This is a genomic window from Micromonospora sp. LZ34 (assembly GCF_052981855.1).
In genome coordinates this window covers 155,953-175,050 of sequence record NZ_JBRIQN010000008.1, presented here as the reverse complement: position 1 = coordinate 175,050, position 19,098 = coordinate 155,953, and the positions used below count along the sequence as shown (strand labels likewise).

Genomic DNA, 19,098 nt, shown 5'->3' with positions numbered 1-19,098 from the left:
GGCATGACTAGCCAGGTGCGGGGAGTCCAATTGGCCCGGCTGCTCGGCCAGTGGCATGCCCTTCCGGGCCGCCGGCGCAGCCCCGACTACGCCGCCCTGGCCGGCGCGGTGCGCGGCCTGCTCGCCGACGGCCGGCTGCCGCTGGGCGTCCGCCTGCCGGCCGAACGGGAGCTGGCCCAGGCGCTGCGGATCAGCCGTACCACGGTCAGCGCCGCCTACCGGGAGCTGCGCGAGAGCGGCCACCTGGCCAGCCGGCGCGGCGCCGGCAGCTGGACCATGCTGCCCCGCACCCACCGGGTGGCCAGCACCGGCCTGTGGACCCCGCAGGACGACCACGACATGATCGACCTGGGCGTGGCCGCGCTGGCCGCCCCGGCCGAGCTGGTGCCGGCCGCCCGGGCCGCCGCCGAGGACCTGCCCCGCTACCTGGGCGGCGCCGGCTACCACCCGACCGGGATCGTCGAGTTGCGCGAGGCGGTGGCGCAGGCGTACGCCGAGCGGGGGTTGCCCACCTCGGCTGACCAGATCATGGTCACCAACGGCACCCAGCACGCCCTGGACCTGGTGCTCCGGCTGGCGCTCGCGCCCGGCGCCGGCGTGCTGGTCGAGTCGCCGAGCTACCCGAACGCGCTGGCCGCGCTCGCGGCGCGGCGGGCCCGGATCACCACCCACGGGCTGGGCGCCGAGGCCGGCTGGGACGCCGACCTGCTGCTCGGCAGTCTGCGGCAGACCCGACCGAAGCTGGCCTACCTGATCCCGGACTTCCAGAACCCCACCGGCCACCTGATGCCCGCCGACCTGCGCGAGCGGCTGGTCGCCACGGCGCACGCGGTCGGCACCGACCTGGTCGTCGACGAGTCCTTCGTGGACCTGCCGCTGGACGGCACGACCGTGCCGCCGCCGACCGCCGTGTTCGACCGGCACTCCCGGGTGGTCACCATCGGCGGGATGAGCAAGCCGTTCTGGGGCGGCCTGCGGATCGGCTGGGTCCGCGCGTCCGCGCCGCAGGTGCAGCGGCTGGCCGCGACCCGGGTCGGGGTGGACATGGCCAGCCCGGTGCTGGACCAGCTGGTCGCGGTGCACCTGCTGGCCGACGCGCCGGCCATCGTCGCGGCCCGGCGGGCCCAGCTCGCCGCCCAGCGGGACGCCCTGCTCGGCGCGCTGGCGCAGCGGCTGCCGGACTGGCGGGTCACCGTGCCGCGCGGCGGCGTCACCCTCTGGGCCGAACTGGACGGGCCGATCTCCAGCGCGCTCGCCCGGGCCGCCGAGGAGGTCGGCGTACGGCTGGCCCCCGGACCCCGGTTCGGGCTGGACGGGACGCTGGAACGCTTCCTGCGGCTGCCGTTCACGCTGCCCGCCGCCGACCTGGTGGAGGCGGTCGGTCGGATCGCGGCGGTCCGCTACGACCTGGACCGCGGCGGCCGGCCCCGGTGGCGGGAGCCGGCCGTCATCGCCTGACCCGCCGGCACCGGCCGGGGTGTCGTGCCGAAGGCGCCGGCCCGACCCCGCGCCGACCGGAGCCCGTGCCGGGACCGCGGCGCGCTCCTGCTGTCGCGCTGGTGCCGGTGGTCGGGCGGCTGCCCGAGCTGGTCGCGCTGGCCGTGCTCGCCGCGGCCGCGGTGGCGATCGTGGGGGTGCAGACCGCCGTCGACGCGCCGCGGCGGCGGCAGGTCCGCCAGGTGGCGCTGGAGGAGCAGCTCGCCGCCGAGGCGGAGCAGACCAGATGGCGGGGCCACCACCTGTGACGGAAGCGGTCCGCGCCCGGCCGGGGAGCCGGGCGCGGACCGCGGACCGCTCAGATCTCGGCGAGCGTGCCGGCGTACATCTTCTCGATCTCGGTGGCGAAGTTGCTCTCCACGCCCCGGCGCTTGATCTTCAACGACGGGGTGATCTCGCCGTCCTCGATGGTCAGGTCGCGCGGCAGGATGGTCACCTTCTTGATCGTCTCCCAGCGGTTGAGCTTGCTGTTGAGCTGGGCGACGTACTCCTCGACCATGGCCTTCGCCTCGGGCGAGGCGACGATCTCGGCGTAGCTGCGGCCCTCCAGCGCGGTGCCGGCGGCCCAGCCCTTGATCGCGTCCGGGTCGAGGGTGACCAGCATGGTGCAGTAGTTGCGCGCCTGGCCGATGACCACCGCCTGCGAGGTGTACGGGCAGGTGGCCTTGAACATGCCCTCGATGTGCGACGGCGCGATGTACTTGCCGCCGGAGGTCTTGACCAGGTCCTTCTTCCGGTCGGTGATCTTCAGGTAGCCGTCGGCGTCCAGCGTGCCGATGTCACCGGTGCGGAAGAAGCCGTCCTCGGTGAACGCGGCCGCGGTCTCCTCCGGCAGGTTGTGGTAGCCGCGCATCACCGGCCGGCCGCGGACCAGGATCTCGCCGTCGGTGTCGATCTTGCATTCGAGGTCGCCCATCGCCTTGCCGACGGTGCCGATGCGCAGCCCCTCCGGCGGGTTGACGAAGTTGCCGGCGCTGGTCTCGGTAAGGCCGTAGCCCTCGGAGATCGGCAGGTTGGCCGCAGCGAAGAAGGTGGCGATGTCCGGGCTGAGCGGGGCGGCGCCGGAGACGAGCACCCGGATCCGCCCGCCGAGGCGGGCCTGGAGCTTGCTGAACACCAGCTTCTCCGCGACCGCGTACTTCAGCTTCAGCCCGGCCGGGACCGGCCGGCCCGCCTGCTCGAGGGCGACCTTCTCCTTGCCCACCCGGACGCCCCAGGCGAAGATCTTCGCCTTCGCGCCGCCGGCGTCCTGCGCCGTGGTGACGGCCTTGTTGTAGACCTTCTCGAAGACCCGCGGCGCGCCGCACATCAGCGTCGGCCGCACCACGGACAGCAGGTCGACCAGCTTGTCCACCCGCCCGTCAACGTACGTCGGCAGGCCCACGTGGATCGCGCCGCAGAGCAGGGTCTTGCCGAACGAGTGGGACAGCGGCAGCCAGAGGTACTGCAGGTCGTCGTCGCGGAGCAGGCCGAGCTCGGCCTGCGCGACGCCCTCCCAGCACCAGCCGCCGTGCAGCAGCTCGACGCCCTTCGGGCGGCCGGTGGTGCCGGAGGTGTAGATGAGCGTGGCCAGGTGGTCCGGGCCGAGGCCGGCGACGATGTTCTCGATCAGCTCCGGCTCGGCGGCGAGCCGGGCCGCGCCCCGCTCCTCCAGCTGGGCCAGGGTGAGCTGGGGTACCGCGGCGGCCGGGTCGGGGGTCCCGTCGAAGAGCACCACGTGGGTCAGCGCCGGCAAGTGGGCCCCGGAGACCTTCGCCGCCTGGGCCGGGTTCTCGGCGAACAGCACCCGGGAGCCGGAGTCGGCGATGATGTAGGTCGCGTCCTCGGGCTCGGTGGTCGGGTAGACGGTGGTGGTCGCGCCGCCGGCGCACATGATGCCCAGGTCGGCGATCACCCAGTCGAGCCGGGTGTTGGCCAGGATGGCCACCGGGTCCTCCTGGCCGACGCCGAGGTCGTGCAGGCCGGCGGCGACGGCCTTGGCGCGCGTGGCCACCTGGGCCCAGGACAACCAGACCGGGCCGGAGTCGTCCGGGGCCGGATGGGCAAAGGCGTCACGGTCGGGGGTCGCCGCGACGCGCTTGAGGAACATTTCGGGGATGGAACGGTACGGTACATCGAGAGCCATCGCTGTAGCCGCCTTCGGGGGTGGAGGCGTGACGGTCGTCACGTCGGTGTTCGTTACCGAAGAGTATTGCCTGCCGCCGGGCGTCGGCTAGTCCCGGCGATCACCGGCCGGCGCCGTCCCGCGAGGTGGGCGCGGATTCAGGCGTACCGGGCGGCCACCAGCGACCAGTCGTAGGTGGCCCGGATCCAGTTACGCCGGGCGACCAGCGCCGGGCGCAGCCCGGCGTCCGCGTCGGGCAGCAGGGCCGCCTCCGCCGCCAGGTAGGCCGCCAGGGTGTCGTTGAACCGGTCGGCGGCGGCCCGCAGCGCAGCCGCCTCGTCGCCGCCGGTCTCCCGGGCGATCACGGTGACCAGGTTGTGCCCGTCCGGCGCGGAGCGCCGCTCCTTGCCGTAGGAGAAGACGTCGTTGCACCAGCAGATCAGGTCGACGGCGAGCAGGTCCAGCGCGACCAGCGCCGGATCGGCCCGCTGCGCCGCCCGCGGGTGCCCGCCGAGGGCCAGTTCGGTCAGCGTGAGGCTGGGGCCGACCGCGCCGGTGTGCCGGCGCATCTGCACGTACTCCGCCAGGTGCGGGACCCGGTCCTGTTCCCGGTTCGCCGCCTCCCAGAGCAGTGCCAGCAGGTAGTCGCGCACCTGGCCGGTGAAGCGCAGCAGCGCCGCCGGCGGCCCGGCCGCCCGGATCCGCCGGCAGAGGTCGTCCAGCGCGTCGCCGAGCGGGCCGGCGGTGGTCGGCAACGGCGCTTCCGGGTCGCCGTGCCGGTCCAGCACGTCGAGCAGGGCGGCGACGGTCGGGGCGAGCCGGGTCGGCGCGTCGCCCAGGCCGTCCTCGTCGCAGGCGTCGTCGACCACGAACAGCCAGGCGACCAGGTCGGAGAGGAGCCGCAGCCGCTCGACCGGCCCGTGTGGGCAGGCCCGTCCGGCCAGCCCGGCCACATCGGCCCGGCGCAGTCGCTGCCCGCTATCGATCAGCCCGAGACTGCGTGCCCACTCGATGCTCTGCCGAGCCACCTGGTCCGTGCTGTCATGGCGCCCGGCGGGAAAGGGGGGTTCCCGCAGCGCCGAGACCGCGAAGGTCCGCATGGTGCCCCCTGTCGCGCCGCCCCCCACGGGACGACGCCGGACAGCCTACGGGAGCAGGGATCGGTACAGATCCATCGGGTGGACGACTTTCGCGTCTGTGTGTGACCGATTGTGCACAGTGGGTCACATGTTCAGGTGGGCACCGCGGAGCCGGACGGCCAGCTGCGGCGGGCCGTCGATCTGCACCCGGGCGACCCGCTGCCGGCCGGACAGGAACAGCGCCAGTTCGCCCGGCGCCCCCACCATCCGCACCGGCTCGCCGCCGCGCCCCACCGATACCTCGCCGTGCCCTGGGGCCTGGACGAACAGGTCGGCCGGGAACCGGCGCAGCGCCAGCCGGGCCAGCGGGGAGCAGCGCCGCCACAGCGCCGTGGAGAGGCCGGCCGGCAGGTCGCGCGGCTGCCACCGCTCCCCGGCCCGGCGCACGTCCTCGTGGTGGATGAAGAACTCCAGGATGTTGGCGAGCTCGTCGGTCACCGGATTGCTCACCGGGCTCCACACCGGCGGGCGGCGCACCTGCCCGACCAACTGCGCCCAGGGGCGGGCGGCGATCCGCCGGCGGACCCGTTCGGCGTACCCGCGCAGCGGCGCGAGCACGATCCCGCCCGCGGCGTCCGGCCGCCGCTCCCGCACCACCAGGTGCGCGGCCAGGTCGCGGGTGGTCCACCCCTCGTTGACCGTCGGTGCGTCCGGTCCCAGCGTCAACATCAGGTCGGCGAGCGCCTCGCGCTCCGATCGGGCGTACCGCGACATGGATCGATCCTAGGCCGAACCCCGTCCGGCCGCGCCGCTCCGGCGCCGGCGGGGCGCCCGCTCGGCGGGCGCGCGCGTGACGGTGGCCATACCGGTCCGGGTCGGCGGAGCTCGCCCCGACCGGTAAGGATGAGGGAGATAATTGCGGCTTACGGCGGGGGAGAGCGTGGCGAGCAGGACAAGTCGGGACGTGCTCGGTCGGGGGCTGGCCGTCCTCGGTCGGGCGATCCGGGAGCAGCCGCGCATCTTTTCGGTCGCGGTGGCCGGCAGCGTGCTCTTCGGCGGCATGGTGATCGCCAGCGCGTACGTGGTCGGCGCGGTGGTCGGCGACGTGGTGGTGCCGGCGATCGCCCGCGGCTCGGTGGGGGTGGGCACGCTCGCGCTCGCCGCCGCCGCGCTGTTCGGGATCAGCGTGCTGCGGGTTGCCGGCATCTTCGGCCGCCGGCTCGGCGCCGGCTACATGCAGTACCGCCTCCAGGCCGCGTACCGCCGCCGGGTCACCCGCCGCTACCTGGAGCTGCCGCTGTCCTGGCACCACCGCAACGCCACCGGCACCCTGCTGTCCAACGCGAACTCCGACGTGGAGGCCGCCTGGTACCCGATCGCGCCGCTGCCCTTCGCGGTCGGCACCCTGGTGATGCTGGTCGGCGCCGTGGCCTCGCTCTTCTTCACCGACTGGGCGTTGGCCCTGGTCGGGCTGGCCGTCTTCCCGGCGCTGTTCGCGCTGAACGTGGTCTACTCCCGCCGGATGGCCCCGCGCCAGGCCCGGGCCCAGCGGCTGCGGGCCGAGGTGAGCGGCATCGCCCACGAGAGCTTCGACGGCGCCCTGGTGGTCAAGACGATGGGCCGGGAGGCGCAGGAGACCCGCCGGTTCGCCGACCGGGCCGGGGAACTGCGCGACGCGCTGGTCGCGGTGGGCCGGCTGCGCGGGGTCTTCGACCCGATGCTGGAGACGCTGCCCAGCCTCGGCACGCTCGCCGTGCTGGTGGTCGGCACGTTCCGGCTGCGCCAGGGCGCGATCAGCGTCGCCGAGCTGGTCAGCGTGGCCTTCCTGTTCACCGTGCTGGCGTTCCCGGTGCGGGCCATCGGCTGGGTGCTGGCCGAGCTGCCGCGCAGCGTCGCCGGCTGGGACCGGGTGCGCCGGGTGCTGGATGCCGCCGGCGAGATGCCGTACGGCGACATCGTGCTCGACCCGGCCGACCCGCGGCCGGCCACGCTCGCCTTCACCGACGTCTGTTTCGGCTACGAGCCGGCCGAGGCGCACCTGCCCGGCGCCGAGGTGCTCGGCGAGGTCACCTTCACCGTGCCGGCCGGGAAGACCGTCGCCCTGGTCGGGCCGACCGGGGCGGGCAAGTCGACGATCGCCTCGCTGGCCGTCCGGCTGGTCGACCCGCGCGCCGGCACGGTCGCGCTGGACGGGGTGGACGTCCGCCGGCTCACCGCCGCCTCGCTGGCCGGCACCGCCGCGCTGGTGGCCCAGGTGCCGTTCATCTTCGACGACACCGTCCGGGCCAACATCGCGCTGGACCGGCCGGGCATCGGCGACGAGGACGTCTGGGCCGCGCTGCGGCTGGCCGAGGCGGACGGGTTCGTCGCGGCGCTGCCCGACGGGCTGGACACCCGGGTCGGCGAGCGGGGCACCTCGCTCTCCGGTGGGCAGCGGCAGCGGCTCACCCTGGCCCGGGCGCTGGCCGGCCGGCCCCGCCTGCTGGTGCTCGACGACGCGACCAGCGCGGTCGACCCCCGGGTGGAGGCGGCCATCCTGGCCGGGCTGCGCTCCTCGGCGGCCGACGGGTCGACGCCGGCCGCGTCGATCCTGGTGGTCGCCTACCGCCGGGCCACCATCGCGCTGGCCGACGAGGTGATCTACCTGGAGCAGGGGCGGGTGGTGGCCCGGGGCACGCACACCGAGCTGCTCGCCACCGTGCCCGGCTACGCCGACCTGGTCACCGCCTACGAGCAGGCCGAGGTCGACCGCGCGCAGGAACGGCCGTACGACGACGAGGTCACGCCGCCGCTGACCTCGGGCCTGGAGATCGAGGTGGACCGGTGAGTGTTACGGCGTCCGAGCAGCGGGCGGAGAGGGCCGAGCAGCCCGAGCCGACCGAGACGACGTGGCGGACCCTGCGCCGCGGGCTGGCGCTCTCCCCGGAGCTGCGGGTCGGCCTGGCCGGCACCCTGGCCCTGGCGCTGGTCTACATGGTGGGGCGGGCGGCCGTGCCGGTGGCCGTACAGCAGGGCATCGACCGGGGCATCGTCGGCGGCCTCGATTTCGGGGTGGTCTGGACCGTGGTTCTGATCACCGCCGGGGTGCTGGTGGTGACCACGCTCTGCGGCTACCTGATGATGCGCCGGCTGTTCACGGTCAGCGAGACGGCGCTGGCCAACGTGCGGATCCGGGCGTTCCGGCACGTGCACGACCTGTCGATGCTGCACCAGCAGTCCGAGCGCCGGGGCTCGCTGGTCTCCCGGGTGACCAGCGACGTCGACCAGATCACCCAGTTCGTCCAGTGGGGCGGCGTGATCCTGGTGATCAACCTGGGTCAGCTGGTGGTCACCACGCTGGTGATGCTCGCGTACTCCTGGCAGCTGACTCTGGTGGTCTTCGCCGCCTTCCTGCCCGCGGTGTTCGTGATCCGGGTGCTGCAACGCCGCCTCGGCACCGCCTACGGGGTGGTCCGGCAGCGCACCGGCGCGCTGCTCGGCGCGATCGGGGAGAGCGTGGTGGGCGCGCCGGTGATCCGGGCGTACGGGATCGCCGGGCGGACCGCGCGCCGGCTGGACGAGGCGATCGACAGCCAGCGCCGGGCGCAGCAGCGAGCGATCCGGATCAGCATCCTGGGCAGCTCGGTCGGCGAACTGGCCGCCGGGGTGGCGCTGGCCGGCGTGGTGGTGCTCGGGGTGACCCTGGGCGCGGACCGCACGCTGAGCATCGGCGAGGTGACCGCGTTCCTGTTCCTGGTGACCCTCTTCATCCAGCCCGTGCAGATCGCCACCGAGGTGCTCAACGAGGCGCAGAACGCGATCGCCGGCTGGCGCCGGGTGCTCGACGTGCTGGACGTCGCGCCGGACGTGGCCGACCCGGGGGAGCAGGGCCGGGAGCTGCCGCCGGGCCCGCTGGACATCCGGTTCGCCGGGGTGGGTTTCGCCTACCCGGGCGGCCCGCCGGTGCTGCACGACATCGACGTGGAGATCCCGGCGAAGAGCCGGGTGGCGGTGGTCGGCGAGACCGGCAGCGGCAAGACCACCTTCGCCAAGCTGCTCACCCGGCTGATGGACCCGACCGCCGGCGCGGTGCTTCTCTCCGGCGTGCCGCTGGACCAGGTCCGGTTCGCCTCGCTGCGGTCGCGGGTGGTGATGGTCCCGCAGGACGGCTTCCTGTTCGACGCCACGGTGGCCGACAACGTCCGGTTCGCCCGGCCGGAGCTGACCGACGCCGAGCTCGCCGCGGCCTTCACCGAGCTGGGGCTGGCTGACTGGCTGGACGGCCTGCCGTCCGGGCTGCACACCCCGGTGGGCGAGCGCGGCGAGGCGCTGAGCGTGGGGGAGCGGCAGCTGGTCGCGCTGGCCCGGGCGTACGTGGCGGACCCGGACCTGCTGGTGCTCGACGAGGCGACCAGCGCGGTCGACCCGGCCACCGAGGTGCGGCTGCAACGCACCCTGGACGCGGTGACCCGGGGCCGGACCACCCTCGCCATCGCGCACCGGCTCTCCACCGCTCAGGCCGCCGACGAGGTGATCGTGGTGGACCGGGGGCGGATCGTGCAGCGCGGCCCGCACGAGGAGCTGGCCCGCGACCCGGAGTCGGTCTACGGCCTGCTCTACGCCTCCTGGCTGGAGCAGACCCGCTGAGCCCGGCCGGGCCCGGGCCGGCGCCTGCGCGCCGGGCCCGGCGCGCGGGTCACCGCGAGTAGAACTCCACCACCAGCTGCTCGTCGCAGATCACCGGCACCTCGTGCCGGGCGGGCTCGCGCAGCAGGGTGGCGCGCAGCTCGGTCAGCGCGACCGACAGGTACGGCCGGCCCGGCCCGTCGCCGGCGTTGGCGCCGCTGGCGGCGAGCTGGAACGGCAGCGCGGCGCGGCTGCGCTTGCGGACGGCCACCACCTGGCCGGGGCGCAGCCGGTAGGAGGGCCGGTCGACCTTGCGGCCGTCGACCGTGAAGTGCCCGTGCGCGACGAGCTGCCGGGCCTGGTAGATGCTGCGGGCCAGCCCGGCCCGGTGCACCACCGCGTCGAGCCGCCGCTCCAGCAGCGCGACCAGGGTCTCGCCGGTCTTGCCGGCGCCGCGGGCCGCCTCGTCGAAGGTGCGGCGCAGCTGCGACTCGCTGACGTTGTACTGGTGGCGCAGGCGCTGCTTCTCCAGCAGCCGCACCTGGTAGTCCGAGGTCTTGCGGCGCTGCCGGCCGTGCACGCCCGGCGGGAAGGGCCGCCGCTCGAAGTACCGCACGCACTTGCGGGTCAGCGGGATGCCGAGGGCGCGGGAGAGCCGGGCCTTGGGCCTGGGGTGGTTCACGCTGGACGTCTCCGTTCCGGTGCTCTAGTCTGCAACTTAGGTAAGCCTAACCTACTGAGGAGGTCGTGCCATGCGGCCCAGCCCGGCGGAGATCGTCCGAACCCTCGTCGCGGGCCGGCTGCCCGGCCTCGTCCACGCGGCCCACCGGCCCGGCCCGCACCACGTCCGGCACGTCGCCGACCCGGAGGGGCGGGTGCTGCTGCTGGTGCCGGTGGTCAGCGACCTCGCCGCGGTGCTGCGTCCGGTCGACGGTGACGCCGACGTCGCGGTGGTGCTCGACGTGCTCGACCTGCCCCCGACCGCCGGCGCGCCGGCGCTCGGCCGAGCCTGGGTCTCCGGCTGGGCCACCCGGCTCGACGGCGACGAGGCCCGCCGGGCGGCGGTGGACTTTGCGGCCGTGGAGCCGACCGGTGACCTGCTCGACGTCGGCACCCGGTTCCGGCTGTTCCGGTTCGAGGTGGTCGAGGCCCGCTGGGAACGCGGCAGCTCGGTGCGCCGCATCGACCCGGCGGCGTACGCCGAGGCCGAGCCGGATCCGCTGCACCCGGTCGAGGGGGAGCTGCTGGCCGACCTCGCCGACCACCACACCGCCGAGGTCGCCCGCTACGTCCGCCGGCAGCTCGGGCTGGCCGACAGTGGCACCGACGTCGCGCCCCGGGTGGTCCGGATCGACCGGTACGGCCTGGTCGTCACCTACGGCCGGCCCGCCGCCCGCCGCCGGGCGCGGCTTGCCTTCCCGCACCCGGTGGCCGACCACGCCGAGCTGGTCCGGCTGCTGCACCCGATGCTCTGCCGGCACGTCACGACCCACCCCACCGACGGCGGCTGACCCGTCGGGGCGGCCGGTTGGTCAGGCGCCCCGGTCGAGTCGCTCCTTCAGGTTGCGGAAGCTGGCCTGCCCCGCCTTCGCGGCCATCCGGCGGACGACCGGGACGATCAACTCGCCGAACCCGCTGCCGCGGAAGTCGAGGCTGATCGTGATCCGCGACCGGGCGCCGCCGGAGAGCGGTTCGACGGTGATCGTCGCGTCCGGCCGGATCGGCCCGTCCACGCCGCGCGCGGCCCAGCTCCTCGGCGCGCTGATCTCGGTGATCTCCTGGGTCATCGCCTGCTCGCCGCGACCGATGCGGCGCGTGGTGGTGAACCGCGAACCGACGGCGGGTGGGCGGCCGTCGGCCATCCGGACGCTGACGACGTCCTGCTGCCACTCGGCGAAGCGGGTGGGGTCGGTGACGTACGCGAAGGCCTCGGCCGGCGGGCGGGCGACCTCGATCGTGGTGACGATGGGCGACATGTCTTCTCCTCTAGTCACGTCGGCTGGCGCTGCCGGGTCAGTGCTACGAAACGGCGGGACGGAGGAATGTGACGGATGGACGAGTTGCTTGCGCGACGGTTCGAGGAGAACCGGGGCCACCTGCGCGCGCTGGCCTACCGGATGCTCGGCTTGCTGAGCGAGGCGGACGACGCCGTACAGGAGACCTGGCTGCGGGTCAGCCGGTCGGGCACCAGCGGCGTGGAGAACGTCGACGGCTGGCTGACCACGGTCGCCGCCAGGGTCTGCCTGAACATGCTGCGCTCACGCCGGTCGCGGCGCGAGGAGCCCCTGCCCGACCAGGTGGCGGGCCGGGCCGACCGGCTCGACCCGGAGCGCGAGGCACTGCTTGCGGACTCGGTCGGGCTGGCGCTGCTCGTGGTGCTCGACCAGCTCGCGCCCGCCGAGCGGCTGGCGTTCGTGCTGCACGACATGTTCGCCGTGCCCTTCGCGGAGATCGCCCCGATCGTGGGGCGGACGCCGACCGCGGCCCGGCAGCTGGCCAGCCGCGCCCGGCGGCGGGTACGGGGCGTCGTCCCGGCGGCCGCTCCCGACCTCACCCGCCAGCGCGCGGTCGTCGAGGCGTTCCTCGCCGCCTCCCGCGACGGGGACTTCGACGCCCTGCTCGCGCTGCTCGACCCGAATGTGGTGGCGCGCGCGGACGCCGGCCCGGTCCGGGAGGCCCGCGGTGCGCGGGCCGTGGCCGAGCACGCGCTCGTGTTCTCCGGCCACAGCCGGTACGCGGAGCCGGCGCTGGTGAACGGGGCGGTCGGCGTCGTCGTCGCTCCGCACGGCCGGCTGGTCACCGTCCTGACCTTCGCGCTCGGGGATCGGCTGATCACCGGGATCGAGATCGTGGCCGACCCCGCACGCCTGCGCGAACTCCAGGTCGCGGTCCTCGATCAGTCCAGTTCCCCGGTGAGGTAGCGCTGGACGGTCGGGCCGACCGTCGCGACCAGGGTCTCCGCCGGCGCGGACGCGACCGGCTCCAGCTTGATGACGTACCGCATCATGGCCAGGCCGATCAGCTGGCTGGCCACCAGCGACCCGCGCAGCGGCAGCTCGGCCGGGTCCGTGTCGAGGTGGTCGAGGACGCGGCGCAGCACCTGGGTGGTCAGGAACTCCCGCATCAGCCGGGCGGTCCACTCGTTGCTCACCGCCGAACGCAGCAGGGCCACGCCGGCGTGGCCGGCCGGCGAGTCCCAAATTCCGAGGAAGAGCCGGACCAGCCGCTCGCCGATGCCGGCGCGGTCGCCGGCGAGGATCCGGGGGATCAGCTCGCCCGGATCGACGGGCGCGTTCATGGCGGCCAGGAAGAGCTGGTCCTTGCTGCCGAAGTAGTGGTGCACCAGGGCCGGGTCCACCCCGGCCGCGGCGGCGATGGCCCGGATGGAGGCCCCGTCGAAGCCCCGCTCGGCGAACGCGGCCCGCGCCGCGTCGAGGATCGCCTCCCGGGTGCCCGGCTTGCCGGGTCGCCGGCCGGTCCGCCGTACCATCGCCGCCCTTCACTCGTTCCGTTCCCGCGCCGTGGCCCCGGCCACGGCGGCCGGCGTCAGCCGCTGCGCCGCCGCAGGGTGGCCGCGGCGAGCACCAGCGCCAGCACCGCCGCGCCGGCGACCACCGCCGCGTCCCGCCACATCGTGCCGGTCGGCTCGGCGTTCGCGCCGACCTCCTGCAACGCCTCGACGGCGTACGACAGCGGCAGCACGTCGCTGACCGCCTGCAACCAACCGGCCATCTCACCCCGGGGCACGAAGAGCCCGCAGAGCAGCAGCTGGGGGGCGACCACGACCGGCATGAACTGTACGGCCTGGAACTCGGTGCGGGCGAAGGCACTGCAGAACAGGCCCAGCGCGACCGCGAGCACCGCGTTCAGCGCGGCGATCATGATCACCAGGCCGCTGCTGCCGGCGGTGTCCAGGTCGAAGAGCCAGTAGGCCACGGCCGAGGCCACGGTGGCCTGGACCGCGCCGGCCAGCCCGAAGGCGATGCCGTAGGCGAAGAGCAGGTCGGCCTTGGCCAGCGGCGTGGTGAGCAGGCGTTCCAGCGTGCCGGTGGTGCGCTCGCGGAGCATCGCGATGCTGGTCACCAGGAACATGATGATGAACGGGAAGAAGCCGAGCATGATCAGCGCGATCCGGTCGAAGGTGGACGGCTGGCCGGGCGCGGCGGGCTGGTCGGCGTACATGTAGTAGACCAGCGTGAGCAGCAGCGCGGGCACCGCGACCAGCAGGGCCACGGTGCGCCGGTCGTGCCGCAGCTGGCGCAGGATGCGGCCGGTGGTGACCGCCAGGATCCTCGGGTTCACGACGCCTCCCGTCCGGCGTCGCCGCTGCGGCCCGCCGTGCCGTCCCTGCCGGTGGCCGGCCCGACGCCGGCCCCGCTCGTCTCGGTTGCCCTGATCAGCCGCAGGAACGCCTCGTCGAGGTCGGCCACCCCGGCGGCGGCCCGGACCGCGTCCGGGGTGTCGTCGGCGATCAGCCGGCCTTCCCGGATCAGCAGCAGCCGGTCGCAGCGGGCCGCCTCGTCCATCACGTGGCTGGACACCAGCAGGGCCGTGCCGGCCGCCGCCAGCTCGTGGAACTGGGCCCAGAGGTCGGCCCGGAGCACCGGGTCCTGCCCGACGGTCGGCTCGTCGAGGATGACCAGCTCCGGGTCGCCGACCAGGGCGCAGGCCAGCGAGGCCCGGCTGCGCTGGCCGCCGGAGAGGGTGCCGACCAGCTGGTTCGCCGCGGCGGCGAGCCCGACGTCGGCCACCGCCCGGTCGGCGTGGGTCCGGCCGCGCCCGTGCAGGGCGGCGAAGTAGCGGGCGTTCTCCCGCACCGTGAGGTCGGCGTAGACGCTCGGCGCCTGGGTTAGGTAGCCGACCCGGCGGCGCAGCTCGGCCGAGCCGGCGGGCCGCCCCAGCACGGTGACCGTGCCGGCGGTGACCACCTGCACCCCGACCACCGCGCGCATCAACGTGGTCTTGCCGCTGCCGCTGGGGCCGAGCAGCCCGGTCACCACGCCGCGCGGCACCGTGGCGCTGATCCCGTGCAGCACCCGCCGCCCACCCCGGTCGACGACCAGGTCGCGGACGGCGATCGCGTCGTCCATCGCACACCTCCCCAAAAACTCAACACCTGTTGAACTCAACGCTAGATGAGATATCGCCCCGCGCGCAACAGGGGGGCGGGTTGACTTCGAGTGCGCTCGAACTGCCAGCCTGGAACCGTGGACATCAACACCCGGGAGAGCGCGCTCACCGTCGGCGAGGCGGCCGAGCGGGTCGGCCTCACCACCTACACGTTGCGCTGGTACGAGCAGGAGGGGCTGGTCGCCCCGGTCGGCCGGGACTCGGCCGGGCGGCGCCGGTACACCGCCGGGGACGTCAACTGGCTCTTCCTGCTCACCCGGCTGCGGCGGACCGGGATGCCGGTGCGGGACATGCGCCGCTACGCCGACCTGGCCCGACAGGGCGACGGCACGCTGGGTGCCCGGCGGGCGCTGTTCGAGGCGCACCGGGCCCGGGTGCTGGCGCGGATGGCCGAGCTGGCGGAGGACCTGAAGGTCCTCGACCACAAGATCGACGCGTACCGGCGGGCGGAGGAGGACCTGGAGGGGGCATAGGCCCCGGACCGGACACCAGGTCCGCCAACGGGCATTGCGCCCCGATCGGGCGTACGACACGATGGCCTCGTGGACTACCCTCCGTCACCGGACAGTGGGTTCCTCGCGGACTGGACCGCCCGGCTGCGGGCGGCGGCCGAGCGGCCCGTCGTCGGCATCATGCTGCGCGGCAGCCATGCCCGGCGGGCGGCCACCGCGCACAGCGACGTCGACGTCGACGTGCTGCTCGGCGGCGCGCCGTACGCCGCCCGCCGGGCCTACCTCGCCGAGCACGCCGGCCGGTTGACCCACGTCTCCGTGGCCGCCCAGGACGTCCGGTCCTGGGTGACCCGGCTCGGCGAACCGGCCGACTGGGCGTTCGGGCTGCCGGTCGCCGCACCGGCCCGGCTGCTCTGGGCGGACCCGCACTGGCGGTCCCGGATCGACCTGCCGGTGCTCTGCCAGCCGGCCGGCGAGCCGCAGCTGGAGGAGCTGGTCGCCACGCTCGGTAAGGTCGCCGGGGCACGGGACGCCGGCGACCACCTCGGTGTCCGGCTGGCCGCCGCCGACCTGGCCCGGCTCTGCCCGTCGGTGCTCCGGCTGGCCAACGCCTCGGTCCGGGTGGTGTCCCGGCGGGCCGCCTTCGCCGCCGCCCTCGCCCTGCCGGTCGCGCCCTCCGGCTACCGCGACGACATGCTGCTCTGCCTCGGGCTGCGCCCCGGCTCCACCGGCCAGCTCTGCGCGGCGGCGGCCCGTCTGGTCACCGGCATCCTGCCGCTGGTCCGCCGGTACGCCGCCGAGGTCGCCGAGGTGGCCGGGACGGACCTGGCCGAGGCGCTGGTCGACGGCCGGCTGGACCGCTACGTCGCCCAGCTGACCCGACCCGCCGCCCGGCCGCCGCGCCCCCGGCGGGAGTCGTCGCCGGTGCCCGCGCCGCGTGCGGGAGAATGGGTCACTGTGCCCGTACCTGACGCGCCGGTGACCGGCGCCCCACCCAGCCCGACCGGGCCGGCGGACGGCGGTCCGGCCCGCCCGTCCCAGCTCGACCCGGCCATCGCGGCCCGGCTGCGCCGCACCCCGGACGGCCTGGTCGCCGCCGTGGTCCGCGCGCACGACACCGGCGAGGTGCTGATGGTCGCCTGGATGGACGACGAGGCGTTGCACCGCACCCTGACCACCGGCCGGGCCACCTACTGGTCGCGCAGCCGGCGTGAGTACTGGGTCAAAGGCGCCACCTCCGGGCACCACCAGTACGTCCGCGCGGTCGCCCTGGACTGCGACGGGGACGCGCTGCTGGTCAGCGTCGAGCAGGTGGGCGCCGCCTGCCACACCGGGCACCGCAGCTGCTTCTTCACCGAGCTGCCGGTCACCGGGGCGGGGGACCGGTCATGACCGACGGCAGGGTGAGCCCGGACGCGGCGACCTTCACCGCGCTCGCCGCCGACCGGCGGGTCGTCCCGGTCACCCGCCGGCTGCTCGCCGACGCGGAGACGCCGGTCGGGGTCTACCGCAAGCTGGCCGGCGGCCCGGGCACCTTCCTGCTCGAGTCCGCCGAGCAGGGCGTCGGCTCGGCCGGGCTGGCCTGGTCGCGGTACTCGTTCATCGGCGTGCGCAGCAGCGCCACCCTGGTCGAGCGGGACGGGCGGGCGGCCTGGCTGGGCCAGCCGCCGGCCGGGCTGCCCACCACCGGCGACCCGGTCCAGGTGCTGCGCGCCACCGTCGAGGCGCTCGCCGGCCCGGCCGCGGAGCCGGCCGCCGGGATGCCGCCGCTGACCGGGGGCATGGTCGGCTACCTCGGCTACGACCTGGTCCGGCGGTTCGAGCGGCTGCCCGAGCTGACCGAGGACGACCTGCACCTGCCCGAGCTGGGCATGATGCTCGCCACCGACCTGGTGGTGCTGGACCACTACGAGGGCTCCGCGATCCTGGTCGCCAACGCGGTCCTGCCGCCGCCGGACGAGCCGGACCGCGACGCGCTGGTCGCCGCCGCGTACCACCACGCGGTGGGCCGGCTCGACGCGATGACCACCGCGCTGTCCCGGCCGATCCCGCCGATGATCTCCACCGTGGAGCGCCCGCCGGCCGGCCAGGTGCACAGCCGCACGCCCGAGGGCGGCTACCCGAAGGCGGTGGAGGCGGCCAAGGAGGCGATCAGGGCCGGCGAGTGCTTCCAGATCGTGCTGGCGCAGCGGTTCGAGCGGCAGACCCACGCCGACCCGCTCGACGTCTACCGGGTGCTGCGCACGACCAATCCCAGCCCCTACATGTACCTGCTGCGCTTCGACGACTTCGACATCGTCGGCTCGTCGCCCGAGGCGCACCTGAAGGTGACCGTCGAGGCCGACGGCGAGCGGCGGGCGCTGCTGCACCCGATCGCCGGCACCCGCCCGCGCGGCGGCACCCCGGCCGCCGACGCCCGGCTCGCCGCCGAGCTGCTCGCCGACCCCAAGGAGCGGGCCGAACACGTGATGCTGGTCGACCTGGGCCGCAACGACCTGGGCCGGGTGTGCCGCCCGGGCACCGTCGAGGTGCCCGAGTTCGCCACCATCGAGCGGTACAGCCACGTCATGCACATCGTCTCGACCGTGGTCGGCACGCTGCGCGCCGACCGCACCGCGTTCGACGCGCTGGCCGCGACCTTCCCGGCCGGCACCCTCTCCGGCGCGCCCAAGGTGCGGGCCATGGAGATCATCGAGGAGCTGGAGCCGGTCCGGCGGGGCCTCTACGGGGGCACCGTCGGCTACTTCGGCTTCGGCGGGGACCTCGACATGGCGATCGCCATCCGGACCGCGCTGATCCGCGCCGGCCGCGCCTACGTGCAGGCGGGCGCGGGGGTGGTGGCCGACTCCGATCCGGCGGCGGAGGACCAGGAGACCCGGAACAAGGCCGCCGCCGTGCTCGCCGCCATCGCCGCCGCCGAGACCCTCCGGCCCGCCCGGTGAGCGGCGCGGCGGAGCCCCGGGGTCCCGAACGACCGGCGGTTCCGGTGAACGGGGGCGCCGAGCCGGCCGCCCGGCCCGCCGCGGGCCGGCGCGAGCTGACGTACGCGGTGCTGCTCTGCCTGGCCGGCGCGGGCCTGGCGCTCTGGGCGGCGACCCGCACCTGGTCGGTCGAGCTGGCCGCCCGGCCGGCGCCGCTGCCGGCGGTGCGGGACGCGCACACCGGCGCCGGCCTGCTCCCGTGGCTGCCGGCGCTGGCCCTGGTCGGGCTGGCCGGCGGCGGCGCGGTGCTGGCCACCCGGGGCCGGCTGCGGCGGCTGCTCGGCGGGCTGCTCTGCCTGCTGGGGCTCGCCGTGGCGGCCGGCGGCGGCTACGGGCTGGTCGCCGACTTCGCCGGCGAGGTGAGCCGGCAGTGGCCGGCGCTCTGCCTGCTCGGCGGGGTGCTCGCGGCGACCGGCGGCCTGCTCACCGCGCTGCGCGGCCAGCGGTGGCCGGCGATGGGCGCCCGCTACGAACGGCCGGCCCGGGGCACGGCCGCGCCCGCGGCGCCCGGCCCGGCCGGACCGGTCACCGGGCGGCGCACCACCGAGGCGTGGGACGCGCTGGACCGGGGCGAGGACCCGACGGTCAGCTGACCGGCTGGCGGTCGCGGGCGGCGGCCCGGGCGGCCGCCAGCTCCGCCACCAGGCGGTCCAGTTCGGCGCGCTGGTCGGCGCGGGCCCGGTCGGCGCAGACCGCCTCCCAGGCGTTGCCCCGGGCGGTCCGCATCCGCGCCTCGCCGACCACGGCCCGCTCCAGGGTGTGCACCACCCCGACGGCGAGCGAGGCGACGGTACGGGAGATGGTGGTCAGTCCGATGGTCTGGTGGGGCCCGGCAGTACTCATTGATCTCTCCGCACGAGGATCGTCGGCGAACGGTGGGGCAGGCGCATCGTCGAGTCTGCCCGAGGAAGATGCTCGCCGGTTCACGTTTCGCCGTGGTGACCGACACGTCAACTCTGCGTCCGGGGCCGCCACCTGCACAGGGCCGTTCGTCCTTGAGCTTCGTCACAGCGGCCGGCGGGGTCGCGGCGGGCTCGCCCGGGGCGGGGTCGCGGCGGCTGTGCTCCGGCGTCGCCGCGTGGTCCAATGGCCCATGAGTGGTTGTCGATGCCGGCGGTGGCGCTACGTGACATCCCCTTCACCGAAGTCGGCCATTATGCCGCAGGCCGTTCCGTGAGCCGCGCCATACCCCCACCTCCCGGGGTCGGGTGGAACCCCCTAGCATCGGCCCATGACACCCGGAGAGGGGA

At 75.1% G+C, this 19,098-nt stretch carries 19 protein-coding genes and 1 pseudogene; 11 read left to right on the top strand and 9 right to left on the bottom strand.

Annotated elements, in window-relative coordinates; all coding sequences use genetic code 11:
- The first annotated feature begins 3 nt into the window (after positions 1-3).
- Both yczR and ACVCAH_RS12130 read left to right on the top strand, forming a co-directional pair.
- Positions 4-1,458: a MocR-like transcription factor YczR gene (gene yczR, locus ACVCAH_RS12135; RefSeq protein ID WP_447136180.1), complete on the top strand. Its 1,455-nt coding sequence runs from the start codon at positions 4-6 to the stop codon at positions 1,456-1,458.
- Positions 1,459-1,523: 65 nt separating this feature from the next.
- Positions 1,524-1,745 carry a hypothetical protein gene (locus ACVCAH_RS12130; protein ID WP_447136179.1) on the top strand — a complete coding sequence of 74 codons (222 nt, stop codon included), beginning with the start codon at positions 1,524-1,526 and terminating at the stop codon, positions 1,743-1,745.
- 50 nt (positions 1,746-1,795) lie between these two features.
- Here ACVCAH_RS12130 and ACVCAH_RS12125 read toward each other — a convergent pair whose 3' ends face one another.
- The 3 genes from ACVCAH_RS12125 to ACVCAH_RS12115 form a co-directional block, all read right to left on the bottom strand.
- Entirely contained in the window at positions 1,796-3,622 is a 1,827-nt protein-coding gene (locus tag ACVCAH_RS12125; protein ID WP_447136178.1) for an AMP-dependent synthetase/ligase, read from the bottom strand.
- A gap of 137 nt (positions 3,623-3,759) precedes the next feature.
- Entirely contained in the window at positions 3,760-4,701 is a 942-nt protein-coding gene (locus ACVCAH_RS12120) for a terpene synthase family protein (protein ID WP_447136177.1), read from the bottom strand.
- A 123-nt stretch (positions 4,702-4,824) separates the two neighbouring features.
- On the bottom strand, positions 4,825-5,454 hold the full coding sequence (locus tag ACVCAH_RS12115) for a TIGR03085 family metal-binding protein (RefSeq protein ID WP_447136176.1): 630 nt from the start codon (positions 5,452-5,454) through the stop codon (positions 4,825-4,827).
- Between the two features lie 166 nt (positions 5,455-5,620).
- On the opposite strand from ACVCAH_RS12115, the gene ACVCAH_RS12110 reads away from it, so the two are divergent.
- Both ACVCAH_RS12110 and ACVCAH_RS12105 read left to right on the top strand, forming a co-directional pair.
- Complete coding sequence (locus ACVCAH_RS12110; RefSeq protein ID WP_447136229.1) at positions 5,621-7,507, top strand: ABC transporter ATP-binding protein; 1,887 nt, start codon at positions 5,621-5,623, stop codon at positions 7,505-7,507.
- Positions 7,504-9,306, top strand: coding sequence for an ABC transporter ATP-binding protein (locus ACVCAH_RS12105; protein WP_447136175.1), 1,803 nt, complete (start codon positions 7,504-7,506; stop codon positions 9,304-9,306). Before ACVCAH_RS12110 ends, ACVCAH_RS12105 begins: the two co-directional genes overlap by 4 nt.
- A gap of 49 nt (positions 9,307-9,355) precedes the next feature.
- On the opposite strand, the gene rpsD is transcribed toward ACVCAH_RS12105, so the two are convergent.
- Positions 9,356-9,967, bottom strand: coding sequence for a 30S ribosomal protein S4 (rpsD, locus tag ACVCAH_RS12100; protein WP_447136174.1), 612 nt, complete (start codon positions 9,965-9,967; stop codon positions 9,356-9,358).
- Positions 9,968-10,037: 70 nt separating this feature from the next.
- Here rpsD and ACVCAH_RS12095 point away from each other — a divergent pair, with 70 nt between their 5' ends.
- On the top strand, positions 10,038-10,796 hold the full coding sequence (locus tag ACVCAH_RS12095; protein WP_447136173.1) for a DUF2470 domain-containing protein: 759 nt from the start codon (positions 10,038-10,040) through the stop codon (positions 10,794-10,796).
- Positions 10,797-10,817: 21 nt separating this feature from the next.
- Here ACVCAH_RS12095 and ACVCAH_RS12090 read toward each other — a convergent pair whose 3' ends face one another.
- Complete coding sequence (locus ACVCAH_RS12090) at positions 10,818-11,261, bottom strand: SRPBCC family protein (RefSeq protein WP_447136172.1); 444 nt, start codon at positions 11,259-11,261, stop codon at positions 10,818-10,820.
- 75 nt (positions 11,262-11,336) lie between these two features.
- Here ACVCAH_RS12090 and ACVCAH_RS12085 point away from each other — a divergent pair, with 75 nt between their 5' ends.
- Complete coding sequence (locus tag ACVCAH_RS12085) at positions 11,337-12,206, top strand: sigma-70 family RNA polymerase sigma factor (RefSeq protein WP_447136171.1); 870 nt, start codon at positions 11,337-11,339, stop codon at positions 12,204-12,206.
- Here the strand turns inward: ACVCAH_RS12085 and ACVCAH_RS12080 are convergent.
- From ACVCAH_RS12080 to ACVCAH_RS12070, 3 genes are read right to left on the bottom strand one after another with little or no spacing between them, the layout of a single operon-like run.
- A complete protein-coding gene (locus ACVCAH_RS12080; protein WP_447136170.1) occupies positions 12,182-12,775 on the bottom strand; it encodes a TetR/AcrR family transcriptional regulator in 594 nt (197 codons plus the stop codon). The genes ACVCAH_RS12085 and ACVCAH_RS12080 overlap by 25 nt on opposite strands.
- Before the next feature lie 56 nt (positions 12,776-12,831).
- Positions 12,832-13,587, bottom strand: coding sequence for an ABC transporter permease (locus tag ACVCAH_RS12075; RefSeq protein WP_447136169.1), 756 nt, complete (start codon positions 13,585-13,587; stop codon positions 12,832-12,834).
- Positions 13,584-14,375 carry an ABC transporter ATP-binding protein gene (locus ACVCAH_RS12070; RefSeq protein ID WP_447136168.1) on the bottom strand — a complete coding sequence of 264 codons (792 nt, stop codon included), beginning with the start codon at positions 14,373-14,375 and terminating at the stop codon, positions 13,584-13,586. The genes ACVCAH_RS12075 and ACVCAH_RS12070 overlap by 4 nt, the downstream gene beginning before the upstream one ends.
- A gap of 117 nt (positions 14,376-14,492) precedes the next feature.
- Here ACVCAH_RS12070 and ACVCAH_RS12065 point away from each other — a divergent pair, with 117 nt between their 5' ends.
- From ACVCAH_RS12065 to ACVCAH_RS12045, 5 genes and pseudogenes are all read left to right on the top strand, one after another.
- Entirely contained in the window at positions 14,493-14,888 is a 396-nt protein-coding gene (locus ACVCAH_RS12065) for a MerR family transcriptional regulator (protein WP_447136167.1), read from the top strand.
- A 159-nt stretch (positions 14,889-15,047) separates the two neighbouring features.
- Positions 15,048-15,641, top strand: a pseudogene (locus tag ACVCAH_RS12060) (phosphoribosyl-AMP cyclohydrolase); the annotation flags it as partial.
- A 183-nt stretch (positions 15,642-15,824) separates the two neighbouring features.
- Complete coding sequence (gene hisI, locus ACVCAH_RS12055) at positions 15,825-16,259, top strand: phosphoribosyl-AMP cyclohydrolase (RefSeq protein ID WP_447136228.1); 435 nt, start codon at positions 15,825-15,827, stop codon at positions 16,257-16,259.
- Entirely contained in the window at positions 16,256-17,809 is a 1,554-nt protein-coding gene (locus ACVCAH_RS12050; RefSeq protein ID WP_447136166.1) for an anthranilate synthase component I, read from the top strand. The genes hisI and ACVCAH_RS12050 overlap by 4 nt, the downstream gene beginning before the upstream one ends.
- A gap of 44 nt (positions 17,810-17,853) precedes the next feature.
- The gene (locus ACVCAH_RS12045; protein ID WP_447136165.1) at positions 17,854-18,441 is read left to right on the top strand and encodes a Trp biosynthesis-associated membrane protein; all 588 of its coding nucleotides are present in this window, start codon (positions 17,854-17,856) and stop codon (positions 18,439-18,441) included.
- Here the strand turns inward: ACVCAH_RS12045 and ACVCAH_RS12040 are convergent.
- Positions 18,434-18,691, bottom strand: coding sequence for a hypothetical protein (locus ACVCAH_RS12040; RefSeq protein WP_447136164.1), 258 nt, complete (start codon positions 18,689-18,691; stop codon positions 18,434-18,436). The genes ACVCAH_RS12045 and ACVCAH_RS12040 overlap by 8 nt on opposite strands.
- Positions 18,692-19,098 lie beyond the last annotated feature (407 nt).

Coding starts and splice junctions, on each gene's coding strand:
- yczR (WP_447136180.1), top strand. CDS start 4: ATGACTAGCCAGGTGCGGGGAGTCCAATTGGCCCGGCTGCTCGGCCAG.
- ACVCAH_RS12125 (WP_447136178.1), bottom strand. CDS start 3,622: ATGGCTCTCGATGTACCGTACCGTTCCATCCCCGAAATGTTCCTCAAG.
- ACVCAH_RS12120 (WP_447136177.1), bottom strand. CDS start 4,701: ATGCGGACCTTCGCGGTCTCGGCGCTGCGGGAACCCCCCTTTCCCGCC.
- ACVCAH_RS12115 (WP_447136176.1), bottom strand. CDS start 5,454: ATGTCGCGGTACGCCCGATCGGAGCGCGAGGCGCTCGCCGACCTGATG.
- ACVCAH_RS12095 (WP_447136173.1), top strand. CDS start 10,038: ATGCGGCCCAGCCCGGCGGAGATCGTCCGAACCCTCGTCGCGGGCCGG.
- ACVCAH_RS12090 (WP_447136172.1), bottom strand. CDS start 11,261: ATGTCGCCCATCGTCACCACGATCGAGGTCGCCCGCCCGCCGGCCGAG.
- ACVCAH_RS12085 (WP_447136171.1), top strand. CDS start 11,337: ATGGACGAGTTGCTTGCGCGACGGTTCGAGGAGAACCGGGGCCACCTG.
- ACVCAH_RS12080 (WP_447136170.1), bottom strand. CDS start 12,775: ATGGTACGGCGGACCGGCCGGCGACCCGGCAAGCCGGGCACCCGGGAG.
- ACVCAH_RS12070 (WP_447136168.1), bottom strand. CDS start 14,375: ATGGACGACGCGATCGCCGTCCGCGACCTGGTCGTCGACCGGGGTGGG.
- ACVCAH_RS12050 (WP_447136166.1), top strand. CDS start 16,256: ATGACCGACGGCAGGGTGAGCCCGGACGCGGCGACCTTCACCGCGCTC.
- ACVCAH_RS12040 (WP_447136164.1), bottom strand. CDS start 18,691: ATGAGTACTGCCGGGCCCCACCAGACCATCGGACTGACCACCATCTCC.